Raw genomic sequence first — 23,621 nt, 5'->3', positions numbered from 1 at the left:
TAGAAAGTCAACATGCAATGTTGATTTTATTTCTAAACTTACCACCTAAACCAGAACTCAACCATTTTAGCTAAATCCTTGTTTATCAACAAGTTTTTATCAACATCACCGCCGATGGATGTGCATTCTACAGCATTTCAGAGGGCTTGCAATACCTTTTTTAAAACTTCTGAAACGTGTGTTTATTTTATAATCCAAAAAATTTATAAATAATTGTTTTATTTATAAAAAATATTTTAATAAAAATATTCGTTATTTTATTTGGAAATATCAATTTATATTAAGCTATTGAAATAAATAAATTTTATAAAATTTTAAAAATAAAAAGCAGGACTTTCGCCCTGCTTTTTGTCTGCATTTCGAGCTAATTAGAATTTAAAGCTCATTCGTGCCCAATAATTACGGCCCACATTATTGAATTGCTCGTTGGCGGCTAAACCAATACCTGCATTCCCCATTTTATTGAGATGCTCGGTATACGTCTTATCTAGAACGTTGTCGATTCCCACAGAAAGATCAACCCCATCGGAAAGATGGTACGTGCCGTTTAAAGATAAGGTGCCGAAACCTGCGCTTTCTTTCAGGTCATAGCCCACAATATTGCCCTGGTTCTGGCTAATCCGGTTTTGACCATCTACGATTCGCCAATAGGCACCCAAGGTATAACGATCCTGGATATAACGTAAGTTTACACGACCTTCAAGCGGTGCAATCTGTGGTAACGGCGTATTGTCAGTGGTGTTTTCACCCCAGGCATACATTGCGCTAACATCTGCCTGAATCGCATCGCTAAATTGATATGCCAGCCCCGCTTCTGCACCCGCAATCGTGGCATCGACATTCTGGGTATGTGCTTCCAGCATACCCATACGGCCTGTTGGCAGATAATCGGTCAGTACAAAATCCTGAATCAACCCTGCATATGCAGACACCCAGGAGCTAAATGCACCATGCTCATGCTGATAACCAAAATCTAGCTGCAAAGTTTTTTCAGTATCAATGTTTTTAAAGGTATTGGTATTGCCATTTCCTGAAACGGGACTAAACAGTTCCCAATAATCTGGCATCCGTTCTACATAACCAAGCCCAATATAGGTTTTAGCATCATGATGAGGATGCTGATTTTCCAAACGGATAAAGGCACTCGGTAAGGTTTCCTGACGTTGCTGTGCGGTTTGCACGGCGTCTACTTCAACCTGATCGACACGAACACCGCCCACCAAACGATTCTGCTCACTCAGCTGATAACCCAACTCACCAAAAGCGCCAACAGACTGAAACTTCATATCTTTGATACGTGGTAAGGCATGATAGGCAATATTATTTTCTGTATCGGTCTTACGGATTGTGTGCTCATTATTTTGAGTATCAATACCCGTAATAAAATCTAGCTGATCCCACTCATGTGTCACTGCCAGACGTGCGTTTAAGGTTTTACGCGCCACGTTGGTAGCCGTTTCTTCTGGCATCATCATGGTCGGCTTAAACTGACGCAAACTATAGTTATCCATCACATGATCATTAAAGTTGTAGTTAACCTGCGCTTCAATTTTCTTGATCACATCAGTGACGTTCTGTTTTTCAACGCGTAAACCCAGACTTTCACGGGCAAATTTAGAACCATCCATCATCCGGCCAGCATATACCGCTTCACCATCGGCTTTCCCCCCAGTCAGTTCGACCCAGGTATCTGCATCCGGGGTCCAGCCCAGTGCTACATCAGCATTCCAACGTTCCCAGTCCGATGGCACGGTATTGCCCTCACCATCCTGATAGCTATTCGATACCGAACGGTTGCTATTTAGGCGAATATATTTCTGCTCGTCGCCTGCTGCAACCTCAATATTATGGTCCAGACGGCCAAATGAACCGGCCAGCACACTCAGTTGACCACGATAGTGCTGATCTTCATCAAACTGTTCCGGACGGCGCTCAAAAATCACCGTGGCAGCTGAACCGGTATTGGCATATTGCACGGTTTGTGGGCCTTTAATTACCGAAATCTGGTCATAACTTTCTGGTGAAATATAGGAGGTCGGTGAATCCATACGACTCGGACAGGCACCCAGGTTTTCTGTGCCATCGGTCAGAATTTTAATCCGCGAACCAAACATGCCCCGGAAAGTTACATCGCCATTGGTGCCGGCGCCACTGTTGACCGCGCTAAAACCGACAATACTTTGCAGATAATCTGCACCATCGGTGGCTGGAATCGGTTGAATTGGCTGTTTCGGATCGGCACGGACAATCAGGCCGTTGGCATCATTGCCCTGATGCGCAGTCATCACAATAGGTGCCAGACTTTGGACGGGTGTTGGGGTTTCTGCAAACACAACTGGTGAATAACAAGCAACACAAATCGCAGCCGCAAGAGGCTGTAAAAAGAATTTTGGCTGAGCCATTTTTCATTTCTCACTGGAATACATATAAAACACGGCTTAAGTCATTCAAGACCCAAGCAAAACAAACGCGGTTTTATGCAAACAGTGGCGGTGCCCTACCCTGAGGAATAAGAAATAGTCGTTGCAGTGCAAACCAGACATGCTGGAAAGCTTTTTCAAAAGCGATAAAACGCACTTGAATACGATCAAGCACTTCTTTCACACTGAGTTCTGGCGGTAAAACGAGATTGCCGTACACGGTACAGTACTGGCATTGATGATTGGCATCATGATGATTATGCCCGTCATCTGAAATGACTGGTTGATGCTGACTGTACAGATGTTCGGAATGGGCATGTCCATGTGCTGAATGATCAACCGGCAATAAAAGCGCACGCGTAATGGTTTCACAGACCGGTGCCACCTGATAGGCTTTCGGCAGCAAAGGCTGTAAAAAAACAGCAATCTGTAAAAATACTGCCATCAGTGAGAGCAGTAAACCACTACGAATCAACAAACATATATTCCTGCTTTTGACTGGCCCAAGTATAACAAAGCCCAATCGAAATTGGGCTGTTTTGTCCTGATCTTTTAGTCGCAGGGCTGTTTAGCGTTTAACCGCCACTTTCTGACGCTGACGCACCACTTTTTCGACTTTTTCACGGGCACGCTGACGCTTTAACGGCGACAGATAATCGACAAAAAGCTTGCCATTTAAGTGATCCATTTCATGTTGGATACAGACAGCGAGAAGTCCGTCCGCTTCTAACTCAAATGCTTGACCTTCAAGGTTAATTGCCTCAATTTTTACACGTGACGGACGCTCAACTTTGTCGTATATTTGAGGCACTGACAAGCAGCCTTCTTCATAAGGCTGGGTTTCTTCAGTCAATGGGGTAATTTTGGGGTTAATGAATACCATCGGTTGGTCTTTGTTTTCAGACAGATCCATAACAATCAGCTGAATATGACGGTCAACCTGCGTTGCAGCCAGCCCGATGCCGGGCGCTTCATACATGGTTTCAAACATATCTGCGGCGAGCTGACGAATTTCATCAGTAACTTCTTCGACGGGTTGTGCAATGGTACGAAGACGGGGATCGGGGAAACTTAAAATAGGTAATAAGGCCATATTACGTCCTCAGCTTTGCCATTGGTCAAATAACCGAATGAAGGAATGCTTCATCGAAAAAATGTATGTAAGATCGTTATTATAACGCAACTACATACATAATTTTAGGAATTATGATAATGAAAAAGGTTTTGAAGGGCACATCTTCTTTTCGTGCCTTGGGGTTAAAACAGCAGGCGCTGGCACTTGCTGTCTGTTTCAGTTTTGGGGTGGGCGCAGTCAGTACTGTACAGGCCGCACCGGCACGCAATATCAACCCACCGACCTTACAGGCCAATGCACCAAATGTGTATGTGGTGAAAAAAGGCGATACGCTGTGGGATATTTCCAAGAAGTTTCTGCAAAACCCGCTGCGCTGGCGTGAAATCTGGGCCAGCAACAAGCACGTGAAAAATCCGCACTGGATTTTCCCTGGAGATCGCCTGCTGATGTGTACCTATGATGGCCGCCCGATCATTGGTAAAGATGAAGGTGATGGCTGTGAAGGTATTATCCGTCGTTATACGGGTAACACCACCAGCCTGCAGCCGCAAATCCGGGTCGAGTCACTCAACAATACCATTCCGGTGATTCCACTGGAGTACATCCAGCACTGGCTGGAACGCACCAGCATTATTGCCCCTGAATCTTTGCAACAGACGCCTTATATTTTAGGCACGGCGGATCAGCGTGTCCTGGCGGCCAAAGGCCAGAATGTCTATGCCCGCGGTCAGGGTCTGCAAGTTGGCCAGCGTTATGCTGTGTATCGTGAAGGCGAACCGTATATCTTCACCAATGCCAACGGTAAAAAATACAATGCCGGTCTGGAGCTGACTCAGGTTGCATCCGGTATTGCAGTACGCGGTGAAAATGATATTACCACCCTGGAACTGACCGATACCTACAATGCCGAAGTGCGTCGTGGCGATCGTGTGCTGCCAGAATATGACCCGATGTTACCAACTCTATTCTACCCGACCAATGCCGAACACATTGCAGCAGATGGCCAGGTGGTACGCGTGATGGGTTCAATTGGGACCGCAGCTAAACACAGTGTGGTCACCATTGACCGTGGTCAGGCGCACGGCGTGCAATCCGGTCATGTATTTGCTGTAACTCAAAAAGGCGAAGTGGTCACCGATCCGAAAACCCGTGAACGCGTGCAACTACCAGGCGAGCGTATTGGCTATGCCATGGTCTTTAAAACCTTTGACCAGCTCAGCTATGCCTATATTCTGGACAGCGAACTACCAATTAAAGTCGGGGCCGGTATTCAGCCACCGATTATGGAAGATTAAGACTGAGGGATGAGCCATGCTGAATACGATATCACCCGGTCATCTCGCAACGATTCGCCTGTGGTATCTGGTTCAGCATTCACTCCCCAGCTTTTATAAATTAATTCGGCACTTCGGTTCGGCCGCTGCGGCCACCGAAGCCGGCAACCTGCAGCGCTGGGCAGAACTGGGACTGCATCAGAACCATCTGCAACGCGCACGGGATTTTCATCAAGCACAGGCACAAGCCGACTTCCAGCACTTGCTGCAGCGCGTCCAGCAACATACCGATTTTATTCTTATTCCCGAAGATGTCGGTTACCCCACCCAACTGCTGCCCTATACCGACAAGCCACCAATTTTATTTGGCCAAGGACAGGCACAACCTTTACTTCAGCCGCAAGTGGCAATTGTCGGCAGTCGCAAAGCCAGTCCGCATGGCCGGCAGGTGGCTTATGACTTTGCCTATTATTTAAGTGAAAAAGGCTTTTTTATTAACAGTGGCCTGGCGCAAGGCATTGATGAAGCAGCCCATCAGGGTGGCTTGAAACATCAACGTACCATTGCCGTGATGGGTACTGGTCTCGACCTCACCTACCCGGCCACACACCAGGGTCTGCGTGACCAGATTCTGCAACGGCATGGCACTATTATCAGTGAGTTCCTGCCACAGACCAAACCGCTACAGCAGCATTTTCCACGGCGTAACCGCATTGTCAGTGGACTTAGCCTGGGAGTGATTGTAGCCGAAGCCACGCTGGACAGCGGCTCGCTGATTACCGCCAAACTGGCGGCCGAGCAAGGTAAAACCGTGTTTGCCATTCCGGGACATATTTACAGTGAATTTCATCAGGGCTGCCATCAACTGATTCGGGAAGGCGCGATTCTGGTTGATCATCCGGAACAGGTCATTGAAGATCTGGCCTTGCCAACCCAATGGCTGAGCCAGCAGCAGGCGACCTTATCCGCTACAGCATCTGCAGCTGCCCACCCGACCTTACCCGAACATCTGTTGGCCCTATACAGCCAGCTGGACTGGGTCGGTAAAAATATGGACCAGCTGGCCAGCGAACTGCAACAGGAAACCGCCCATTTAACCGCGCAGTTAATGGAACTGGAGCTGCTCGGAATGGCAATGCAGCAATCGGGGCTATATCTGCGTTGTCGTCCATCACAATAAGGTTCACAATAGTACACCCCGCATAACCTCGAAAGGTGTACCACATGATTACAACCTCTGTTGCCGAAGCAGCCACTTGTCTACAGCAAGGACAGGTGCTGGCCTATCCTACAGAGGCAGTTTGGGGTCTCGGCTGTGACCCGTATAACCAAAATGCATTCATGCAGATTCTGCAACTAAAACAGCGTCCGATTGAAAAAGGCGTGATTTTATTGGCCGGTCATATTTCCCAGGTAGAACATTTGCTGCACAACCTGGCCGAACCACAGCGTCAACAGGTGATCGACTCCTGGCTCAATCCACCCGCAGAGCGTGCCACCACCTGGTTGTTGCCGGCAGGTGAGCATATTCCCAGCTGGATTAAAGGCCAGCATCCTAAAGTCGCGGTACGTGTAACCACGCATCCGCTCTGTGTTGCGCTGTGTCATGCCTTTAACGGCTTTATTGTCTCGACCAGTGCCAATCCGGCCGGACAGGAACCGGCGCGTTCCCTGCAAGAGGCCAGCCAGTATTTTGGCAATCAGCTGAATTATTTAAATGGCGATTTGGGACTCAGCCAGTTACCTAGCCGTATTCTGGATGCTGAAACCGGTGCCGTGATTCGTGATTGAAGATCGGGCCAGAAATAAAAGAAATTTCAGGCAAAAAAAAGCTCAACCATATAGGGATGGTTGAGCATAAAAAAGGATGTGTATCAATCACATCCAGAGGGTATCGAAATCTCTGGGCATTTCAGCAACAGTCGCTGATCTGCGATGGAGCGTATTATGGGCGAACAGTTTAAAAAAAACAAATATATTTTAGCTCTTAAAAAGCAGCTTAAACCTATGATTAATCAATCATTATTTGAAAAGAGTTCAAATTATCTTGCTCTTTTTAAAGTGCTTTTTAAAGAAGCTAAAAGCTACTCTCCTCGACTAAAGTCTATTTGCCTTTATTCACGAGATCATTCAAGCAAAAAATTAAGTTTGTTTGTTCGTTTTTTAGGCAACTATTTGGCTTTCAGCAGCACTGGCGCCACAATTTTTTTCTGGGCCAGCACAATTCCGAACAGAATAATCGCCCCACCAATACTGTGATAAATGGTCCAGGCCTCTTTTAACCAGACAAAGGCAATTAAAGCGGTAAACACTGGCATCAGGTTCATAAAGATACTGGTGCGGTTCGGTCCCAGACGCTGAATCGCCATCATCCATACTAAAGGCGCAATTAGTGAAGGGAAAATACTGGCGTAGATCACGCTGCCGGCATTGGCCATATTGATGGCATCAAGCCCCAACCAGGCCACAAACGGCAGGTGATACAGCAGTGCAAACAGAATCTGCACATACAGGCTCAGCATTAACGGAATCTGCAGCTGCCATTTTTTCAGAAAGACCCCGTAAAAGGCATAGAAAAATACGGCGATAATCATCAGCAGATCACCCCATTGGCCGCCGGCTTGCAGCAAGCCCCAAGGATTGCCCTGCCCCATCACATAGATTAGCCCGGCAAAGGACAACAGGCTGCCAATAATGGCGTAGCGATTCGGAATATCGCGCAGAATCAGCATCGACACAAATATGGTAAAAATCGGAATAAAGGCATTAATAATGCCCATATTGGTGGCGGTGGTGTAATGCGCAGCGGTATAGGCCAGTCCCTGATACAGCACCAGTCCAAAGGCACTCAGCACTGCCAGCTGTTTCAGATGCGGCACAATCAGGGCACGCTCACGAATCACCCGCGGCAAAATAAACGGGGTCAGAATCAGAAAGGCAAAAAACCAGCGATAAAAACTGATGCTCACCGGCGAGATAAAGTCGGTCACATAGCGGGTCACGACAATATTCAGTGACCAGATCAGTACCGCGCTGACCGGTAAAAGAATGGCCCAAGACAGCATTTTTTCTTGCTGTGTCATATTCTGTTCCTTGTTGAGTCGATCGGCCTGAAGCAGACGCTGCTTCCTGCGCTGAATGAATGCCTTTTCACTTTATTTTTAAACTTTCCTTGTGCCCTCATTCTAGTCCAATTTAACTGCTTTGGGGCAGTTCGCGATGGTGAAATCTTGTGCTGCGTTCAAATTGCTCCATCACTCCACTTTGCTGGGATTCCGTACCTGCTTAAAATATGCCGCATTGACACAGCGCTATACAAAAATCTGCCAAAAGCCGCAGCAATAGGTCTTGCGGGATTGGGCAAAGCCCGTTACAACAGAGAACGACAATAAATCACTTTAGGATAAACACATGGCATCTGTATATGACATTCCGGTCGTGACCATTCAGGGTGAAGAAACCACACTGAACCAGTATCAAGGCAAGGTGCTGCTGATTGTAAACGTGGCTTCTAAATGCGGTCTGACGCCGCAATATGAAGGTCTGCAAAAGCTTTATCAGCAGAAAAAAGAACAAGGTCTGGAAATTCTCGGTTTCCCGGCCAATGACTTTCTGGCGCAGGAACCCGGCAGCAATGAAGAAATCCAGCAGTTCTGTTCGCTGAATTATCAGGTAGATTTCCCGTTATTCGCCAAAATTTCAGTGGTGGGTGAAGATAAACATCCGCTATATGCTCGTCTGACCCAGGCCATTCCAGAACGGATTGGTGAAGGCCCATGGTGGAAAGATCTGGTGGATTATGGTCTGACCCCAAATGAACCACCTGAAGTGCTGTGGAACTTCGAAAAATTCCTGATCAATAAAGAAGGCGAAGTGGTGGCACGTTTTGCCCCAGATATTCAGGCCGATGACCCACGTATTGTCGATGCGATTAATGCCGAACTGGCGCGTTAATTGTTTACAGTAACAAAGAGGGTCGCGGCCCTCTTTTTTTATAGATCTAGACATCCATAAGCCACGCTCATCACACCGCCTGTTTGCCCTGGAAAATTGTTATTGCTTTGCAACAATCTGTTTTTTATTTAATTAAAGCCCCTATATTAAACTGCAAGATAAAAATTGTGATTGATCTTGCCATGAAACGCGCCTTTTCCCATTTTCTCCTGCCCTTTGGCCTGCTGACTTCAGCTCTACTTCTGGTCGGTTGTGACCAGCCCAGCGCTCCGGTTTCGGAAGCCGATCCAGACACTGAAATCACCTCCCAGCAGCAAAGCCCTGCGCCACAAGCCGATTTAAAAAGCGGCAATATGTTTTATATTGTGCGCGATGTGGCTGATATGCAGCTGAAAGCCGGTGAGTATGTCGAGCAGTTACGCCAGACCCAGACCGAGCTGCAACAGGCCGTCAACAGTCAGGATCATCAACAGCTACAAAGCGCAGCCAGCAAATTGCAACAGCAATTACAGGGCTTTAATAGCGCCTTAAACAGTTTGAATTTAAAAAGTCAGGAAATTGACAATATTCGCCAGAACATTCTGCAAGCCAATGAACAGGTTCTGGCTTCGCCATTTTTAAATGGTCAGATTGACCTCAGCAAAGTCGACTTTGCCAAAATTCAGCAGCAGATGGGCACAGTACAATCTGAGATGGTGAAACTGGCCAGCATCCTGTTACAGTCAGAGAATGCTGAAAATACTGAAAGCGCAAACACTGACACTGAAAATCAGGCAGCAACTGAATCCTGATTTTCAGGCTCACTGCCCATCTGGGTGGTGAGTCTGCTTAATTGAGATAGCTTTTTGAGCTAATCCTGATGGTTAAAATTTAAAAAAATAATGCGTTCATTTAAAAATAAGAGGTCTGCCATGCAGCATCCACTGATTTATTCTGTTGTACCGGTGACATTCCGTTTAGATCTGAAAGATCCGTTTATCTTCTGTGCCCATCATCTGGATCATTTTCCGGCTGGCAATGCCCAACTGGGTCCGCAAACGTCACCACAAAATAAAGAATACAATATGTATTATGGCGATGTGGTGCCCGGTTTCCCTGAGCATCCACATACCGGTTTTGAAACCATTACCTTAGTGGAACAAGGCGTGGTCGATCATTTTGATTCACTCGGCAATGCCGGTCGCTATGCCGCTGGAGATGTGCAATGGCTAACCACCGGCAATGGCGTCGAACACTGCGAGATGTTTCCACTCGTGCATGAAGATCAAGCCAACCCGATGGAGCTGTTCCAGATCTGGTTTAATTCATCACCTGAGCAGAAACAGCAGCCAGCTGATTATAAAATGTTATGGCGCGAGCAGATTCCGCATGTAATTGAAGCCAATGCGGCAGGCCAGAAAGCTGATATCCGAGTGATTTCCGGTCAATTTAAAGAAACCGATGCCCTGCCACGCCCACCCCATTCATGGGCAGCGCCGGCTGAAAACAAGGTGAATATTTACCTGATTACCCTAGCGCCCGAAGCTGAAGTCACTATTCCAGCCACCAGCGCCAGTTCGACCCGCTTCTGTTATTTCTATCAGGGTAAGAGTTTAGAGCTTGAAGGTCAGCAGATGGACGTGAAACATTTGGCCGAATTGAAATCGGATGCCGAGATTCATTTAAAAGGTGGACTACTCGAATCCCGGATTCTATGGCTTGAAGGTGAACCAATTGGTGCACCGGTAGCCATGCGCGGGCCTTTTGTACTAAATAGTGAAGATGAACTGAACGCTGCCTTTAAACGTTACCGCGACACCCATTTCGGTGAATGGCCATGGCCGAGTCCAGCACCGGTGTTTGAACGTAAACAGCCGCGTTTTGCGACTTATCAGGGTGGTGAGCATAAGGAATATCCTGAACAGCTCTAAATTCTATTTTTATGAGAACAGCTTGGCATGTTTCAGGCTATTTTTATGAAAAATTAAACAATGAAATTATCAGGGTTTGGAAAAATGGATATAGAGCTGGGTTAAGTAAAGATGAATGAAAGTCTTTAGATCAAAAGCAAGTGTTTGCGATTTACACCTTGCAGCAACCGCAAACACAGATGTGGAAATTATTATTTAGAAAGTTGAATAGAAGGCTTAGAACATTTGCCGCCTACTGCCAAACTGTATTTTTCAATCGCCTGCTGACCTTCAGTCTCATCAACCAATTTTACGTTTGCACCACCAACAAATACACCTGGTTTAATGTATTGTTGAACATAATAGTTTTTCCCACTTTGTGTAGTTACGTTCAGGTGATTAGGAGAAAACTCTGATTCTGTAGACACAATATGTGTTTTACCACCTTCTACCTCTGTATAAAAATAAACACCACGTGCAGTTTCACCCAAGCACTCACCATTAACCCAAATATCTTTCTTGAGTCCTGCACCTACAACGCTATTCGAGCGGTACACATAGATTCCTGCTTGACCTGCTTGTGGCGCTTGAATCTTTTTTTGTTGCTGCACTGCTTGTGGATCTGCTTTCGGAACCGAAGCACAACCAACAAAACCTAATGATAATAATAGCGGTAAAATAATTTTATTTGACACCCCAAATTCCCCTTATTTATTTTTTAAGAGCATGAGATATAACAAATATATAAGTTATTTACCAATATATTCCATTAAATAGTATTCATAAAAAAACCACCCTTTCGGGTGGTTTCTTCAATCTTAAACCAGCAATTACATTGCGCGGTTTTTGATTTTGCGGATCGTTTCCAACTGTGCAGCAGTTTCTGCCAAAGCAGCCAAAGCAGCAGCAGCGTCCAAATCGCTCTTTTGATTCGCCAGCAATTGTTCAGCGTGTTTACGCGCTTCAATAATTGCCGCTTCATCCAAGTTTTCTGCACGGACTGCAGTATCTGCAAGAACCGTAACAACGTGCGGTTGAACTTCTAGAACACCACCAGATACATAGATTAATTCTTCTGTACCATTTTCCAAAATAACGCGGATCGCGCCAGGTTGGAGCAAAGTTACCAGCGGAGCGTGGCCAGGCATAATACCCAACTCACCGCCAGCACCTTTTGCAATTAGCATAGTTATAGTGCCAGAGTACAAAGACTCCTGAACACTTACAACGTCACATTGCATAGTCGCCATGAGAACCTCCTAAATTAGGTAGCTAATTAAAGTTTCTCGGCTTTAGCAATCACTTCGTCAATACCACCAACCATATAGAACGCTTGTTCTGGGATGTGATCGTATTCACCAGCTAGAAGACCTTTAAAGCCACGAATCGTTTCTTTAAGCGGTACAAGTTTACCAGGCGCGCCAGTAAATACTTCAGCTACGTGGAACGGTTGAGAGAAGAAACGTTGGATCTTACGTGCACGGTATACAGTAAGTTTGTCTTCTTCTGACAATTCGTCCATACCAAGAATTGCGATAATGTCTTTCAATTCTTTATAACGTTGAAGAACGTTTTGAACTGAACGAGCAATTTCGTAATGCTCAGTACCAACTACAAGTGGATCTAGCTGACGTGAAGTTGAGTCAAGTGGATCGATCGCAGGGTAAATACCTTGAGAAGCGATGTCACGGCTCAATACAACAGTTGCGTCCAAGTGAGCGAACGTTGTAGCAGGCGATGGATCTGTTAAGTCATCGGCAGGTACGTATACCGCTTGGATAGACGTAATCGAACCAGACTTAGTTGATGTAATACGTTCTTGAAGAACACCCATCTCTTCTGCAAGTGTAGGCTGATAACCTACTGCAGATGGCATACGGCCTAGAAGTGCTGATACTTCAGTACCTGCTAGTGTATAACGGTAGATGTTGTCAACGAACAATAATACGTCACGGCCTTTACCGTTTTCGTCTTTTTGATCACGGAAGTACTCAGCCATAGTCAGACCAGTCAACGCTACGCGTAAACGGTTACCAGGTGGCTCGTTCATCTGACCGTAGACCATTGCTACTTTGTCTAGAACGTTAGAGTCTTTCATCTCGTGATAGAAGTCGTTACCTTCACGAGTACGCTCACCAACACCAGCGAATACAGATAAACCTGAGTGCGCTTTAGCGATGTTGTTGATCAACTCCATCATGTTTACAGTTTTACCAACACCGGCACCACCGAACAGACCAACTTTACCACCTTTCGCGAACGGGCAAAGTAAGTCAATGACTTTAATACCAGTTTCTAGAAGGTCAGTAGAAGCCGCTTGTTCTGCATAAGAAGGCGCTTGACGGTGAATTGGTAAACGCTCTTCAGTTGCAACTGGACCAGCTTCGTCGATAGGGCGACCAAGAACGTCCATGATACGACCAAGTGTCGCTGTACCTACTGGTACAGAGATCGGCGCGTTAGTGTTAGTTACGTTCAAACCACGTTTAAGACCTTCAGTAGATCCCATCGCAATTGTACGTACAACGCCGTCACCAAGTTGTTGCTGAACTTCTAAAGTAGTTTCAGTGCCATCAACGTGAAGAGCGTCATAGATCTTAGGAACGCTGTTGCGTTCAAACTCGACGTCGATAACCGCGCCGATGATCTGAATGATACGACCGCTACTCATTGCTGTCTCCTCAATTCAAAATAATGTTAAACGGCAGCGGCACCACCAACGATCTCAGAAATTTCCTGAGTAATCGCGGCTTGACGCAGCTTGTTATAAATAAGTTGTAAGTTCTTGATAAGCTCACCTGCGTTATCTGTCGCAGCTTTCATTGCGACCATACGTGCAGATTGCTCACAAGCGATGTTTTCAATCACACCTTGATACACCACAGACTCAATATAACGAACCAATAAACCATTCAGCAGTTCTTCTGCTTCTGGTTCATAGATATAGTCCCAACCGTATTGACGGTTCAGGGTCTTGTCTTCTTCAGCAGCTGCTAAAGGAACAAGCTGTTCGATTTTTTGATTTTGAGTCATGGCATTGACAAAGCCGTTGGACACCAGATAAATACGATCTAACTCGCCTTTATCATAAGCGTCTAACATCACCTGTACAGAACCAGATAACTGTTCAAGACTTGGTGTATCACCTACGTTTGTAGTTGCACCTAGTACTTTACCGCCGTAGTTTTTAAAAAACGAAACCGCTTTTTGACCAATTAAAGCAAATTGAACTTCAATTGACTGCTCTTGTTGCTGTTGTACGTGTTTGACCACTTTTTTGAACAGGTTAATGTTCAAACCGCCTGCCAAACCACGATCTGAAGAAACAATGATATAGCCAACGCGCTTCACAGGACGTTCAACCATATAACGGTGTTTATATTCAGGATTCGCTTGTACCAAATGAGCAATTACACGGTGCATATTTTCGGCATACGGACGGCCTTGAGCCATGCGCTCTTGCGCACGACGCATCTTAGAAGCAGCTACCATTTGCATCGCTCGAGTAATCTTCTGCGTGCTCTTGATACTAGCTACTTTGGCGCGAATTTCTTTTAAGTTTGCCATACGCTTAACCTAGTATTCGAAGGCCCTTTCGAGCCCTCGAAGGTTGATCCGTGAACCAAACCAACACTAATTAGCAAAGTGCTAAATTAGTAAGTTTGAGTCGCTTTAAAGCTTTCAATACCTGCTTTGATTGCAGCTTCGATGTCTTTGTTGTAATCACCAGTTTCATCGATTTGTTGCATTAACGCAGCGTGCTCTGAACGGAAGTAAGAAATTAACGCAGCATCAAAGTCTACGATTTTCTTCACTTCAACGTCAGCCATGTAGCCTTCGTTAGATGCATAAACTGAAACAGCCTGGTCAGCAATTGAGTAAGGCGCATATTGTTTCTGCTTCATTAACTCAGTTACGCGTTGACCATGTTCAAGTTGCTTACGAGTTGCTTCGTCAAGGTCAGAAGCGAACTGAGCAAACGCTGCCAATTCACGGTATTGCGCCAAAGCGGTACGGATACCACCAGACAATTTTTTGATGATCTTCGTTTGAGCCGAACCACCAACACGCGATACAGAAATACCGGCGTTCACCGCAGGACGAATACCCGCGTTGAATAATGATGTTTCAAGGAAGATCTGACCATCAGTAATCGAAATTACGTTAGTCGGTACGAATGCAGATACGTCACCTGCTTGAGTTTCAATAATCGGCAATGCAGTTAATGAACCAGTTTGGCCTTTAACTTCACCGTTAGTGAATTTCTCAACATAGTCAGCAGATACGCGAGAAGCACGTTCAAGTAGACGTGAATGTAGATAGAATACGTCACCTGGGTAAGCTTCACGACCTGGTGGACGACGAAGAAGCAATGAAATTTGACGATACGCAACAGCTTGCTTAGACAAATCATCATAAATAATTAACGCGTCTTCACCACGATCACGGAAGTATTCGCCCATTGTACAGCCAGCATAAGGCGCCAGATACAGCATTGCTGCTGGATCAGCTGCAGCTGCTGCTACAACAGTGGTATACGCCATAGCGCCAGTTTCTTCCAGCTTGCGTACTACGTTCGCGATAGTCGATTGTTTTTGACCAATTGCTACGTATACACACTTAATGCCAGAGTTTTTCTGAGCGATGATCGCATCGATCGCCATAGCTGTTTTACCAGTCTGACGGTCACCAATGATCAACTCACGCTGACCACGGCCAACTGGGATCATTGTATCTACTGATTTATAACCAGTTTGTACAGGTTGATCCACTGATTGACGCCAAATTACGCCTGGTGCTACTTTTTCTACAGCATCAGTTAATTTCGCATCAATTGGGCCTTTACCATCAATTGGGTTACCCAAAGCATCTACGACACGGCCTAAAAGTTCTGGACCAACCGGAACTTCTAATACACGACCTGTACAACGAGCTTTTTGACCTTCTTGAAGGCCTAAGTAGTTACCTAAAACAACGACGCCCACTGAATCCTGTTCTAGGTTCAGTGCCATACCGTATAAGCCGCCGTCGAATTCGATCATTTCACCGTACATTGCATCAGCAAGACCGTGAATGCGCACAATACCGTCGGATACCATAACAATGGTACCTTCGTTTTTAGCGGTCGCGCTGGTGTCCAGATCGCCGATACGCTGTTTAATGAGCGCACTGATCTCGGATGGATTCAGTTGTTGCATTGCGCTATACCTCAATCTTTTTAAAGTTCAGTCTTCTTATATGCAATTACGCAAGAAGACGAGTCCGCATTTTTTCAAGCTTGTTAAGCGCAGAATCATCTATCACTTGGTCGCCTGCACGAATAACAACACCCGCGATTAACGCCGGGTTGACTTCTACTGCAATAGAAACCGTGCTGTTGAAACGCTTTTCCAGCGCCGCTTTCAACACTTGTTCTTGGTCAGCAGACAATGGGAAAGCCGATTCAATTACGACGTCCACATTGTTGTTATTCTGTGATTTGAGCTGTTCATATTCTGCTTGAATTTCAGGCATTAAAGACAAACGATCATTTTCAGCAAGCAAAGTCAAAAAGTTTGACAATGCTGCAGTCTGGTCTTCACCTAAAACTTTTGCAAAAACACTCACCTGCTCTGCAGGAGTAAGCTCAGGGCGATTTAAGTAAGCTGAAAATGCTTCGTCTTGTACCGCAGCACTGAGCAATGCTAGTGCTTGTGACCAACTGTCAGTTGCACTTTGCTCAGAGGCATAAGCATATGCTGCTTTCGCATATGGGCGTGCCAACGTCAAGAGTTCAGCCATATTTCGCCTCGCTTAAAGTTTAGCAGCCAGCTGGTTCAGCATGGCATTGTGAGCTTCTGCGTCAACTTGCTGGCTAAGAATTTTCTCAGCACCGGCAACTGCCAAAGCAGCGACTTGTTGACGTAATTCTTCGCGAGCAGCATTGATTTCAGTATCAACAGCTTCTTTCGCCTGTTGACGGATACGCTCACCTTCAGCAGATGCTTGAGTACGCGCTTCTTCGACCAATTGTGCTGCACGACGGTTCGCTTGTTCGATCAATTGAGCCGCTTGTGCTTTCGCTGCGTCTAGCTCGGCCTTAACTTGTGCTTGCGCATCAGCAAGGTCAGCTTTTGCTTTTTCAGCAGCATTTAAGCCATCAGCGATGCGACGCTGACGCTCACTAATCGCATTGATTAGTGGTGGCCATACAAACTTCATGCAGAATGCGACGAAAATCGCAAATGCAATCGCTTGGCCAATCAATGTGAGGTTGATATTCATTGCTATTCCTCAAATAGTGGATTTTTGGGAATTAAGCTGATTAACCTACAAATGGATTAGCGAAGATGAAGAACAAGCCAATACCAACACCGATCATAGGCACAGCATCAAGAAGACCCGCGATTAAGAACATACGAGTTTGAAGTTGTGGAGCCAATTCTGGCTGACGTGCAACAGCTTCAAGGAAGCGACCGCCCAAAAGACCAAAACCAATCGCAGTACCTAAAGCACCGAAAGCGATCAAGATAGCAGATGCAATTGCAACTAGACCTAAAGTGAGTTCCATGAAAAATTCCTCAGAGGTTAGGTTTTATACCAAATTAAGTTAAAAAATTGTGTGCCCAACCGCCCGATGACAGTTAGGCCATACCATTAATGCTTTTCGCTTGCCATGCTCATGTACACGATTGTCAACATCATGAAAATGAATGCTTGTAGCGTAATAATCAAAATGTGGAAAATCGCCCAAGGCACAGACAATGCCCACTGGATCCAGAACGGTAATAACGCGATAAGAATGAAGATTAACTCACCCGCATACATGTTACCGAACAGTCGTAGAGCCAATGAAACTGGTCGCGCCAAGAAAGTAGTCAATTCCAACAATAAGTTGAATGGAATTAAAAGCACTTTAGCAACTGGATTACTTGGGTTAAATGGGTTAAGTGCCAACTCACCAACGAAGCCGCCAACACCTTTCTCACGAATACTATAGAAAATAATTAAGAAGAATACAGAAATAGACATACCTAAGGTAATGTTTGGATCTGTAGTCGGAACAATTTTAAAGTAAACCTGATGAGGGTCCACACCCAGCATAGATGCAATCGCCTGTTGAGCTACATAAGGAATAAAGTCAACAGGGATTAAATCCATCAAGTTCATGAGGAAAATCCACACGAAAATGGTTAATGCTAAGGGTGCAATTAATCGAGACTTCCCATGGAAGGTATCACGTACACTTGAATCTACAAACTCGATAATCACTTCAATTACTGACTGGAATTTACCAGGCACGCCTGAATTTGCAGCTTTCGCGACAATCCAGAACAATAAACAGAAGATCAGACCAAGTCCGATAGACCAACCCATTGAATCCAAGTGAATAGCAGTGAACCCCATCTGTTGAGCTTCTTCAGCAGACTCAGCCAACTTCCATGAACCGTCTGGCATTTTGCCGTACGTCATGTTGGTCAAGTGATGCTTGATATACTCGGTCGAAGTAAGGGCATGTTCTTCAGCAGCCATAAATCACACCTGGTCAATGTCAAAAACAAAAGAGGGAACGAATATCGCGTGCTGCTTGATATCTCGCTCATCTCCTAAAAACTTTTCAATTTTTGCTGCGCCTATACTCGTTTTTGTAGACGTGACACCCAAAACGGAGCGACCCACGACATGGCCTGAACGAGAATAAAACCACAAAACAATGCAACCGGAGACAACGGCTCGACATTGCTTAAAATTAAAATGAATCCTACGATCACAATCGCAAACTTACCGAGCATGCCCCTATACATGTTCGACAGAACTTGTTTAGATGCTCTCGCGCCTGCTGCGCGGAACGACTGCCAGGAAAAATAACAACTTGCAACCCAACATACCAATGCACCAAGTGCGGCACTCAAGGCGGCTGTAGCATCTTTGAATATCCAGGCAATCAATGCAGCAACAGGTATCATGAATGCTTGCAAGAAGACCAAAGCTTTCGCTAATCGTCGGTCAATCAAGCGACTAGTTCGGCTCATTTACTTTCCACTCACAGCATAAATGCTTGACAAGTTTAACTGATGATCGTTTTTTATCGCAGGCATTATAGAGTTACACCCCTGAACATGCAATCTTTTCCCGATCTTAGTCGTATTTTTTTGCACAACTGTAACCGTATTGTCATAATTCAAATTTGCCGCCAAAACGCGCTATTTTTGCGCATTTATTACACATTTTTGCGTTTGGGTAGCCAATTTCTGCCAGGCCTGCACAAAGTCCCCTGCCCCACTCATACTTTCGTCGACCATTTGAAACACAATCGGATTCAGGCGCTGATACTGGCTCTTGCTGGCATGACCTTCGGCCAGTAAACACATTTTCGTGTTTGGACGATGATCATTCATATATTTAATTTGCGCCACCGTCGGAGCGACATGCGGATCATGGGTCAGTGCGCCGGTAAACTTCAGGTTCAGCGGACGTTCCAGATATTGATAGGCATCATGATAAGACCAGTAGGCTTTGGCCGAGGCTTTGCTTTTAAACTTGTCTGCGGTCAGGAGCAGCTCTTGGGCAAAGGCACGGGCATTGGCCCAGTACTGTTCACGCTGCTCAGGCACCTGCTGGGAACGCAAGGCCGCAATAAAAAAGCCAATACGAATGGCATTGTTCGGATCAAGCCAGACATGCGAGTCGACTGTATCTTTTAATGCTGCACCACGAGGGCTACGCTGTGGTAGCGTTTGCAAAATGCCAGAATCTAGCAATGAAATAGCTTTGCTCTGATTGCTGAACAGTTTTTCTAGAGGCGCTTCATGCGCTTTGCCCAGCCAGATCACCAGACCTGCATCCTGAATGGTCTTGCGATGTGCAGGAGTCAAACTGACATCATGTCCGGTCTGATCGGCCAATAATAAGGTCGGGGTTTCTATGCCTTGTGTAATTTCCTTGGCAATCAGATAAATCGGCTGTGTCGAAATAACAAGACTTTGAGACCAACTCAAGGTACTGAACAAAGCCAGAGCACAGAAGGCGAAAAAACGGGACATGAGCGCAAAATCATAAAACAGGATAGATGTTATATTATAACAAAATAACAAAAATACCTATGTATAATCGAATCTGACTATACTTCATGTTAAAATTTAATGTCCGATTTTCCTCCTACATTTCCTTGGGGTAGCTATGAGCTTATGTTCTCATGAACATCATGATGCATTACATGGCGTGCACGACCATCAAAATATTGAGCAGCGTCTTGCTGAAGCCGAAAGTCTCTGTGCCGCCACAGGTGCTCGCCTGACCCCACTTCGTCGTGAAGTGCTGGAACTGATTTTAAATGCCTCGGGCCCGATGGGGGCATACGACCTGCTGGCCAAAATTAAAAGTGAGTCAGATCGTCCGGCGGCACCACCAACCGTGTACCGCACCCTCGACTTTTTATTAGAAAAAGGGCTGATTCACCGTTTAACTTCTATTAATGCCTATATTCCCTGCTGCCATCCGCGCGAAGGCCATCAGGCGGCGTTTTTAATTTGCACCGAATGCAAAGTGGTCAAAGAAGCTTCTGCGCAGGGTTTACTGCAGCAACTGGCAGAGCTGTCGGCTTCGGACCACTTCACCGCCCATCATAGTATTATCGAGATTTCTGGTTTATGTCAGCACTGCGCCAGCAAACGCTAAGTCCTGCGCCGCTGATTCGCCTTGAACAGATTCAAGTCCGGATTGATGAGCGTGATATTTTAAAACAGGTCGATTTCTCTTTGCATGAGAAAGAAATTGTCACGCTCATTGGTCCGAATGGTGCCGGCAAATCGACGCTGATTAAAGTCATGCTCGGTATTGTCAAACCCACGGCTGGCAAAGTACTGGCCGATAAAAAACTAAAATTCTCCTATGTGCCGCAGAAATTCAATCCTTCACACAGCTTGCCGTTAAGGGTCAAGGATCTGCTGGCTTTAGAAAAATGTAGCAGCACGTTAAAAGCAGAAATTATCCGCGATACCGGTATTGCCAAGCTGGAAAATTCCAAAGTGCAGCAATTGTCAGGTGGTGAACGGCAGCGTGTATTACTGGCCCGCGCCTTATTGCGCCAACCCGATGTGCTGGTGCTGGATGAACCAATGCAGGGGCTGGATATCCAGTCGGAAGCCGAGCTGTATGACTATGTGCGTAGCCTACCAGAAAAATATGGCTGTGCCGTGCTGATGGTCTCACATGATCTGCAATGGGTCATGCAAGGCACGCATCGGGTGGTATGTTTAAATAAACACATTTGCTGTAGCGGCTTGCCCGAAAGCGTGCAGCAGCATCCGGAATATCAGGCCATTTTTGGCACCAACCGGGTGTTCTATCAGCATCATCATGATCATTGTGCACATGGCGACCATGCCGAGCCGTGTCAGCATGATTCCCGCCCCCATATTCACCCTGAACCGGAAGTCTAAACCATGATGGATTGGTTATCGTTATTACTTCCGGCCTGGATCATGGGCACTTTACTGGTGTTTCTGACCGCGCCACTCGGCTGTCTGATGCTGTGGCGCCGGATGTCTTTTTTTGCCGATACCATGGCACATGGCACCTTATTAGGCGTGGCCATTGCCGGCGCCTTGAGCTTACCGCTGTGGATGGGCGTTACATTTTTAGCCTTATTATTGGTCGGTATTCTTTGGATTCTGCACGATCCGCGCTTACCCAATGATGCTTTGCTGGCCTTATGCTCGGCAACCCTGCTCTGCTCCGGTCTGCTGTTTATCCAGCACATTCCAAGCCTGCGCCCGGAACTGCTCAGCTACCTGTTTGGTGATCTGCTCACGATCTCCTGGGCTGATTTACCCATCTTTGCGCTGGTGATTGTCGGTGCACTGCTGGTTCTATATAAGTATTGGCAAGCCCAGATTCAGATTGCCATTGATCCGGATATTGCTGCCAGTGAAGGTATTCATGCCCAGTGGCAACGTCTGATTTTTATGTTGCTGCTGGCCCTGTTTACGGTTCTGGCATTACGCGCGGTCGGCTCGCTATTGATGGGTGCGCTGCTGGTGATTCCGGCGCTCACGGCACGACTGCTGGCGCATTCTCCGAAACAGATGGTGATTTGGGCTTTTGTGATTGCACAAATTGGGGTAACGGTTGGTTTATGGTCCAGCGCCGGCTTAAATACCTCGACCGGTCTGACTATTGTGCTGACCATGGCGGTGATTTTTGCCCTGATCTTTACCATGCAGAAATTTAAAAAACTGGCCTAAACAATCAACCGAAAGGTTCCATCTAGCCCTCTCCTCTTTATCATTGAGAGGGGAAAATCAACATCTATTACTGATGCACCAGACTTAATAAAAATGCAGCACCAGCAAACAGACCGGCAAACGTCCGGTTCATGACTTTCTGCTGACGCGGTGACTTTAACAATCTTAAAACCTTAGCTGCCAGGCCGGTATAGCCCGCCATCACAATCAGATCAATCGTAATCATGGTTGCTGCCATAATCAGATATTGAATCCACTGCGGTTTGGATAAATCCAGAAATTGTGGCAAGACAGCCAGCAAAAATACAATCGCTTTCGGATTGCTCATATTCACCAGAAAACCGTTCAGCAGCAGTCGTCCAGCTGATTTCTGTGGTAAATCCTGCCGGATTTCAATCGAGTGTACCGGCGCTTTCCATTGCAGATAGGCCAGATACAGCAGATACGCTACCCCGAACCATTTCACTGCCAGAAAAGCCCAAGGCGTGGTCGCAAATAGCACGCCCGCGCCGGCCGCCACAATCGCAATCTGTACCAGCAGCGCCAGTTGCAGCCCGATGGCATTCCAGTAACCATGACGAAAACCGTAATTCAGCCCACTCGACATCGAGGCAATCGCACCTGCGCCCGGCGACACACTAATCACCCAACAGGCCAGCATATAGGCCAGCCAAATCTGATAAGACATGGTAATTCACCAGAAAAATGACAGATTATTATATGACGATTCATCTTTTAAGTGCGCAGTAAAGAGGCAATAAAAATCTGATCCAGAGACTGTTAAGCTGCTACCGGTTCAGGCACAATAGTTTTAGTGATTGATTATTAAAAACTTAGGAGCCATGAATGACAGCTCAATCTGTAATCTTGCCATTACCTTCAGATCATGCCCGTTTTATTGTTTTACGTTTAAAAGATTTAACTCTTGAGCAATTAAAAGAAAAATTAGCTGATCTTTTTAATACCCGTGATCGCCTGATTACCCAGCATCCTCATGCACAAATTAAAACTGCCGTGGCCTTTGGACCTGAACTTTGGGCACAACTGTACTCCCAAACTCCAGCTGGCTTTAAGCAGTTACAACCGATTGAAGGCGCATTCCAGATGCCTGTCGTACCGGCAGATGTACTCATTCATATTGCCAGTGCCCGTGCGGATATCTGTTTTGCCCTGAGCCAGTCTTTCTTTGAGGGTATTCAGGATCAGGTTGATGTTCTGGATGAGCGGGTCTGCTTCCGCTATTTTGATGGCCGCGACATGACCGGCTTTATTGATGGCACAGAAAACCCGCAATTCCCGGATGACCGTGCTGAAGTCGCTTTACTGGGCGAAGATGCCGGCATTTTTGAAGATGGTTCCTTTGTCTTTGCCCAGCGTTATGCACATGATTTAGATAAATGGAAACGTCTGAAAGTCGATGCACAAGAACAAGTGATGGGTCGCACCAAACTTGAGTCGATTGAGCTAGATGATGAGGTGAAACCTGACAATGCCCACGTCGCCCGTACCGTAGTTGAAGATGATGAAGGTGAAGAAATGGAAATTCTGCGTCATTCCCTACCGTATGGGGATGGGCAAGGTGACCAAGGCTTATTCTTTATTGCCTATACCAAGGATTTAACCATTCTGGATGCGATGCTTGAGCGTATGTTTGGCACCTCGGGAGATGGTATTCATGACCGTTTACTGCATTTTGTCACCGCTTTAGATGGCGCTTACTACTTCGCTCCAAGTGAAGAGTTGCTGGAAACAGTGCTGGAGGGGTAAAAAATAAAAAAAGCAGC

General features: G+C 46.1%; 26 protein-coding genes. 10 read left to right on the top strand and 16 right to left on the bottom strand.

All coding sequences use genetic code 11. The features are described from left to right. Positions 1-368: 368 nt before the first annotated feature. The 3 genes from FTT63_RS06995 to def form a co-directional block, all read right to left on the bottom strand. Complete coding sequence (locus tag FTT63_RS06995) at positions 369-2,402, bottom strand: TonB-dependent copper receptor (protein ID WP_168414947.1); 2,034 nt, start codon at positions 2,400-2,402, stop codon at positions 369-371. Between the two features lie 73 nt (positions 2,403-2,475). Continuing rightward, on the bottom strand, positions 2,476-2,898 hold the full coding sequence (locus tag FTT63_RS06990; RefSeq protein WP_016658991.1) for a DUF2946 family protein: 423 nt from the start codon (positions 2,896-2,898) through the stop codon (positions 2,476-2,478). 90 nt (positions 2,899-2,988) lie between these two features. Next, positions 2,989-3,513, bottom strand: coding sequence for a peptide deformylase (gene def, locus FTT63_RS06985; RefSeq protein ID WP_005181462.1), 525 nt, complete (start codon positions 3,511-3,513; stop codon positions 2,989-2,991). 119 nt (positions 3,514-3,632) lie between these two features. On the opposite strand from def, the gene FTT63_RS06980 reads away from it, so the two are divergent. From FTT63_RS06980 to FTT63_RS06970, 3 genes are read left to right on the top strand one after another with little or no spacing between them, the layout of a single operon-like run. Then, positions 3,633-4,790 (top strand): LysM peptidoglycan-binding domain-containing protein, encoded by a 1,158-nt coding sequence (locus tag FTT63_RS06980; protein WP_163143169.1) that lies wholly within the window; start codon positions 3,633-3,635, stop codon positions 4,788-4,790. A gap of 16 nt (positions 4,791-4,806) precedes the next feature. Further along, entirely contained in the window at positions 4,807-5,949 is a 1,143-nt protein-coding gene (gene dprA / locus FTT63_RS06975; protein ID WP_005181456.1) for a DNA-processing protein DprA, read from the top strand. A gap of 44 nt (positions 5,950-5,993) precedes the next feature. Further along, entirely contained in the window at positions 5,994-6,560 is a 567-nt protein-coding gene (locus tag FTT63_RS06970; RefSeq protein WP_127800662.1) for an L-threonylcarbamoyladenylate synthase, read from the top strand. Positions 6,561-6,940: 380 nt separating this feature from the next. Here the strand turns inward: FTT63_RS06970 and FTT63_RS06965 are convergent, their stop codons facing one another. Beyond that, the gene (locus FTT63_RS06965) at positions 6,941-7,852 is read right to left on the bottom strand and encodes a DMT family transporter (RefSeq protein WP_163143172.1); all 912 of its coding nucleotides are present in this window, start codon (positions 7,850-7,852) and stop codon (positions 6,941-6,943) included. Positions 7,853-8,180: 328 nt separating this feature from the next. On the opposite strand from FTT63_RS06965, the gene FTT63_RS06960 reads away from it, so the two are divergent. The 3 genes from FTT63_RS06960 to FTT63_RS06950 all read left to right on the top strand — a co-directional run bounded on the left by FTT63_RS06960 (position 8,181) and on the right by FTT63_RS06950 (position 10,633). After that, positions 8,181-8,723 (top strand): glutathione peroxidase, encoded by a 543-nt coding sequence (locus FTT63_RS06960; protein ID WP_005181445.1) that lies wholly within the window; start codon positions 8,181-8,183, stop codon positions 8,721-8,723. 182 nt (positions 8,724-8,905) lie between these two features. Then, positions 8,906-9,514 (top strand): hypothetical protein, encoded by a 609-nt coding sequence (locus FTT63_RS06955; protein ID WP_127800678.1) that lies wholly within the window; start codon positions 8,906-8,908, stop codon positions 9,512-9,514. Between the two features lie 120 nt (positions 9,515-9,634). Then, positions 9,635-10,633 (top strand): pirin family protein, encoded by a 999-nt coding sequence (locus tag FTT63_RS06950; protein WP_127801790.1) that lies wholly within the window; start codon positions 9,635-9,637, stop codon positions 10,631-10,633. A gap of 191 nt (positions 10,634-10,824) precedes the next feature. Here the strand turns inward: FTT63_RS06950 and FTT63_RS06945 are convergent, their stop codons facing one another. The 11 genes from FTT63_RS06945 to FTT63_RS06895 form a co-directional block, all read right to left on the bottom strand. Continuing rightward, positions 10,825-11,307, bottom strand: coding sequence for a DUF2846 domain-containing protein (locus tag FTT63_RS06945; protein ID WP_180192104.1), 483 nt, complete (start codon positions 11,305-11,307; stop codon positions 10,825-10,827). A 135-nt stretch (positions 11,308-11,442) separates the two neighbouring features. Further along, entirely contained in the window at positions 11,443-11,862 is a 420-nt protein-coding gene (locus FTT63_RS06940) for a F0F1 ATP synthase subunit epsilon (RefSeq protein WP_180192103.1), read from the bottom strand. A 26-nt stretch (positions 11,863-11,888) separates the two neighbouring features. After that, positions 11,889-13,283 carry a F0F1 ATP synthase subunit beta gene (gene atpD / locus FTT63_RS06935; RefSeq protein ID WP_104490036.1) on the bottom strand — a complete coding sequence of 465 codons (1,395 nt, stop codon included), beginning with the start codon at positions 13,281-13,283 and terminating at the stop codon, positions 11,889-11,891. A gap of 26 nt (positions 13,284-13,309) precedes the next feature. Then, positions 13,310-14,179: a F0F1 ATP synthase subunit gamma gene (gene atpG / locus FTT63_RS06930; protein WP_005181426.1), complete on the bottom strand. Its 870-nt coding sequence runs from the start codon at positions 14,177-14,179 to the stop codon at positions 13,310-13,312. An 86-nt stretch (positions 14,180-14,265) separates the two neighbouring features. Then, on the bottom strand, positions 14,266-15,810 hold the full coding sequence (gene atpA, locus FTT63_RS06925; RefSeq protein ID WP_005181412.1) for a F0F1 ATP synthase subunit alpha: 1,545 nt from the start codon (positions 15,808-15,810) through the stop codon (positions 14,266-14,268). 46 nt (positions 15,811-15,856) lie between these two features. Continuing rightward, a complete protein-coding gene (locus FTT63_RS06920) occupies positions 15,857-16,393 on the bottom strand; it encodes a F0F1 ATP synthase subunit delta (RefSeq protein ID WP_075168156.1) in 537 nt (178 codons plus the stop codon). Between the two features lie 12 nt (positions 16,394-16,405). Beyond that, a complete protein-coding gene (locus tag FTT63_RS06915; RefSeq protein ID WP_005181403.1) occupies positions 16,406-16,876 on the bottom strand; it encodes a F0F1 ATP synthase subunit B in 471 nt (156 codons plus the stop codon). A gap of 40 nt (positions 16,877-16,916) precedes the next feature. Beyond that, positions 16,917-17,162, bottom strand: coding sequence for a F0F1 ATP synthase subunit C (gene atpE, locus FTT63_RS06910; protein WP_000424060.1), 246 nt, complete (start codon positions 17,160-17,162; stop codon positions 16,917-16,919). A gap of 86 nt (positions 17,163-17,248) precedes the next feature. Continuing rightward, positions 17,249-18,124 carry a F0F1 ATP synthase subunit A gene (gene atpB, locus FTT63_RS06905; protein WP_004970145.1) on the bottom strand — a complete coding sequence of 292 codons (876 nt, stop codon included), beginning with the start codon at positions 18,122-18,124 and terminating at the stop codon, positions 17,249-17,251. A gap of 101 nt (positions 18,125-18,225) precedes the next feature. Further along, positions 18,226-18,624, bottom strand: coding sequence for an ATP synthase subunit I (locus FTT63_RS06900; protein ID WP_005181400.1), 399 nt, complete (start codon positions 18,622-18,624; stop codon positions 18,226-18,228). A gap of 171 nt (positions 18,625-18,795) precedes the next feature. After that, complete coding sequence (locus FTT63_RS06895; RefSeq protein WP_127801901.1) at positions 18,796-19,635, bottom strand: metal ABC transporter solute-binding protein, Zn/Mn family; 840 nt, start codon at positions 19,633-19,635, stop codon at positions 18,796-18,798. A 136-nt stretch (positions 19,636-19,771) separates the two neighbouring features. Here FTT63_RS06895 and FTT63_RS06890 point away from each other — a divergent pair, with 136 nt between their 5' ends. Genes FTT63_RS06890 through znuB form a run of 3 tightly spaced genes read left to right on the top strand, consistent with a single transcriptional unit; the run spans position 19,772 to position 21,837 of the window. Further along, positions 19,772-20,269 (top strand): transcriptional repressor, encoded by a 498-nt coding sequence (locus tag FTT63_RS06890; protein ID WP_005181393.1) that lies wholly within the window; start codon positions 19,772-19,774, stop codon positions 20,267-20,269. Then, the gene (gene znuC / locus FTT63_RS06885; RefSeq protein WP_016658981.1) at positions 20,242-21,033 is read left to right on the top strand and encodes a zinc ABC transporter ATP-binding protein ZnuC; all 792 of its coding nucleotides are present in this window, start codon (positions 20,242-20,244) and stop codon (positions 21,031-21,033) included. Before FTT63_RS06890 ends, znuC begins: the two co-directional genes overlap by 28 nt. A gap of 3 nt (positions 21,034-21,036) precedes the next feature. Next, positions 21,037-21,837, top strand: coding sequence for a zinc ABC transporter permease subunit ZnuB (znuB, locus tag FTT63_RS06880; RefSeq protein ID WP_016658980.1), 801 nt, complete (start codon positions 21,037-21,039; stop codon positions 21,835-21,837). A 67-nt stretch (positions 21,838-21,904) separates the two neighbouring features. Here the strand turns inward: znuB and FTT63_RS06875 are convergent, their stop codons facing one another. After that, a complete protein-coding gene (locus FTT63_RS06875) occupies positions 21,905-22,525 on the bottom strand; it encodes a LysE family transporter (RefSeq protein ID WP_005181385.1) in 621 nt (206 codons plus the stop codon). A gap of 158 nt (positions 22,526-22,683) precedes the next feature. On the opposite strand from FTT63_RS06875, the gene FTT63_RS06870 reads away from it, so the two are divergent. Then, positions 22,684-23,604 carry a Dyp-type peroxidase gene (locus FTT63_RS06870; protein WP_005181383.1) on the top strand — a complete coding sequence of 307 codons (921 nt, stop codon included), beginning with the start codon at positions 22,684-22,686 and terminating at the stop codon, positions 23,602-23,604. Positions 23,605-23,621: the final 17 nt, after the last annotated feature.

The sequence above is a fragment of the Acinetobacter sp. C15 genome (assembly GCF_013420645.1).
GTDB classification, from domain to species: Bacteria; Pseudomonadota; Gammaproteobacteria; order Pseudomonadales; family Moraxellaceae; genus Acinetobacter; species Acinetobacter indicus.
Note: the sequence above shows the minus strand (reverse complement) of the source record. Positions and strands in the feature narration are given on the sequence as shown.

Coding starts and splice junctions, on each gene's coding strand:
- FTT63_RS06995 (WP_168414947.1), bottom strand. CDS start 2,402: ATGGCTCAGCCAAAATTCTTTTTACAGCCTCTTGCGGCTGCGATTTGT.
- atpA (WP_005181412.1), bottom strand. CDS start 15,810: ATGCAACAACTGAATCCATCCGAGATCAGTGCGCTCATTAAACAGCGT.
- atpB (WP_004970145.1), bottom strand. CDS start 18,124: ATGGCTGCTGAAGAACATGCCCTTACTTCGACCGAGTATATCAAGCAT.
- znuB (WP_016658980.1), top strand. CDS start 21,037: ATGATGGATTGGTTATCGTTATTACTTCCGGCCTGGATCATGGGCACT.
- FTT63_RS06870 (WP_005181383.1), top strand. CDS start 22,684: ATGACAGCTCAATCTGTAATCTTGCCATTACCTTCAGATCATGCCCGT.
- atpG (WP_005181426.1), bottom strand. CDS start 14,179: ATGGCAAACTTAAAAGAAATTCGCGCCAAAGTAGCTAGTATCAAGAGC.
- atpE (WP_000424060.1), bottom strand. CDS start 17,162: ATGGAACTCACTTTAGGTCTAGTTGCAATTGCATCTGCTATCTTGATC.
- FTT63_RS06980 (WP_163143169.1), top strand. CDS start 3,633: ATGAAAAAGGTTTTGAAGGGCACATCTTCTTTTCGTGCCTTGGGGTTA.
- znuC (WP_016658981.1), top strand. CDS start 20,242: ATGTCAGCACTGCGCCAGCAAACGCTAAGTCCTGCGCCGCTGATTCGC.
- def (WP_005181462.1), bottom strand. CDS start 3,513: ATGGCCTTATTACCTATTTTAAGTTTCCCCGATCCCCGTCTTCGTACC.
- FTT63_RS06955 (WP_127800678.1), top strand. CDS start 8,906: ATGAAACGCGCCTTTTCCCATTTTCTCCTGCCCTTTGGCCTGCTGACT.
- FTT63_RS06890 (WP_005181393.1), top strand. CDS start 19,772: ATGAGCTTATGTTCTCATGAACATCATGATGCATTACATGGCGTGCAC.
- FTT63_RS06900 (WP_005181400.1), bottom strand. CDS start 18,624: ATGAGCCGAACTAGTCGCTTGATTGACCGACGATTAGCGAAAGCTTTG.
- FTT63_RS06940 (WP_180192103.1), bottom strand. CDS start 11,862: ATGGCGACTATGCAATGTGACGTTGTAAGTGTTCAGGAGTCTTTGTAC.
- FTT63_RS06895 (WP_127801901.1), bottom strand. CDS start 19,635: ATGTCCCGTTTTTTCGCCTTCTGTGCTCTGGCTTTGTTCAGTACCTTG.
- dprA (WP_005181456.1), top strand. CDS start 4,807: ATGCTGAATACGATATCACCCGGTCATCTCGCAACGATTCGCCTGTGG.
- FTT63_RS06950 (WP_127801790.1), top strand. CDS start 9,635: ATGCAGCATCCACTGATTTATTCTGTTGTACCGGTGACATTCCGTTTA.
- FTT63_RS06970 (WP_127800662.1), top strand. CDS start 5,994: ATGATTACAACCTCTGTTGCCGAAGCAGCCACTTGTCTACAGCAAGGA.
- FTT63_RS06875 (WP_005181385.1), bottom strand. CDS start 22,525: ATGTCTTATCAGATTTGGCTGGCCTATATGCTGGCCTGTTGGGTGATT.
- FTT63_RS06965 (WP_163143172.1), bottom strand. CDS start 7,852: ATGACACAGCAAGAAAAAATGCTGTCTTGGGCCATTCTTTTACCGGTC.
- FTT63_RS06960 (WP_005181445.1), top strand. CDS start 8,181: ATGGCATCTGTATATGACATTCCGGTCGTGACCATTCAGGGTGAAGAA.
- FTT63_RS06920 (WP_075168156.1), bottom strand. CDS start 16,393: ATGGCTGAACTCTTGACGTTGGCACGCCCATATGCGAAAGCAGCATAT.
- FTT63_RS06915 (WP_005181403.1), bottom strand. CDS start 16,876: ATGAATATCAACCTCACATTGATTGGCCAAGCGATTGCATTTGCGATT.
- atpD (WP_104490036.1), bottom strand. CDS start 13,283: ATGAGTAGCGGTCGTATCATTCAGATCATCGGCGCGGTTATCGACGTC.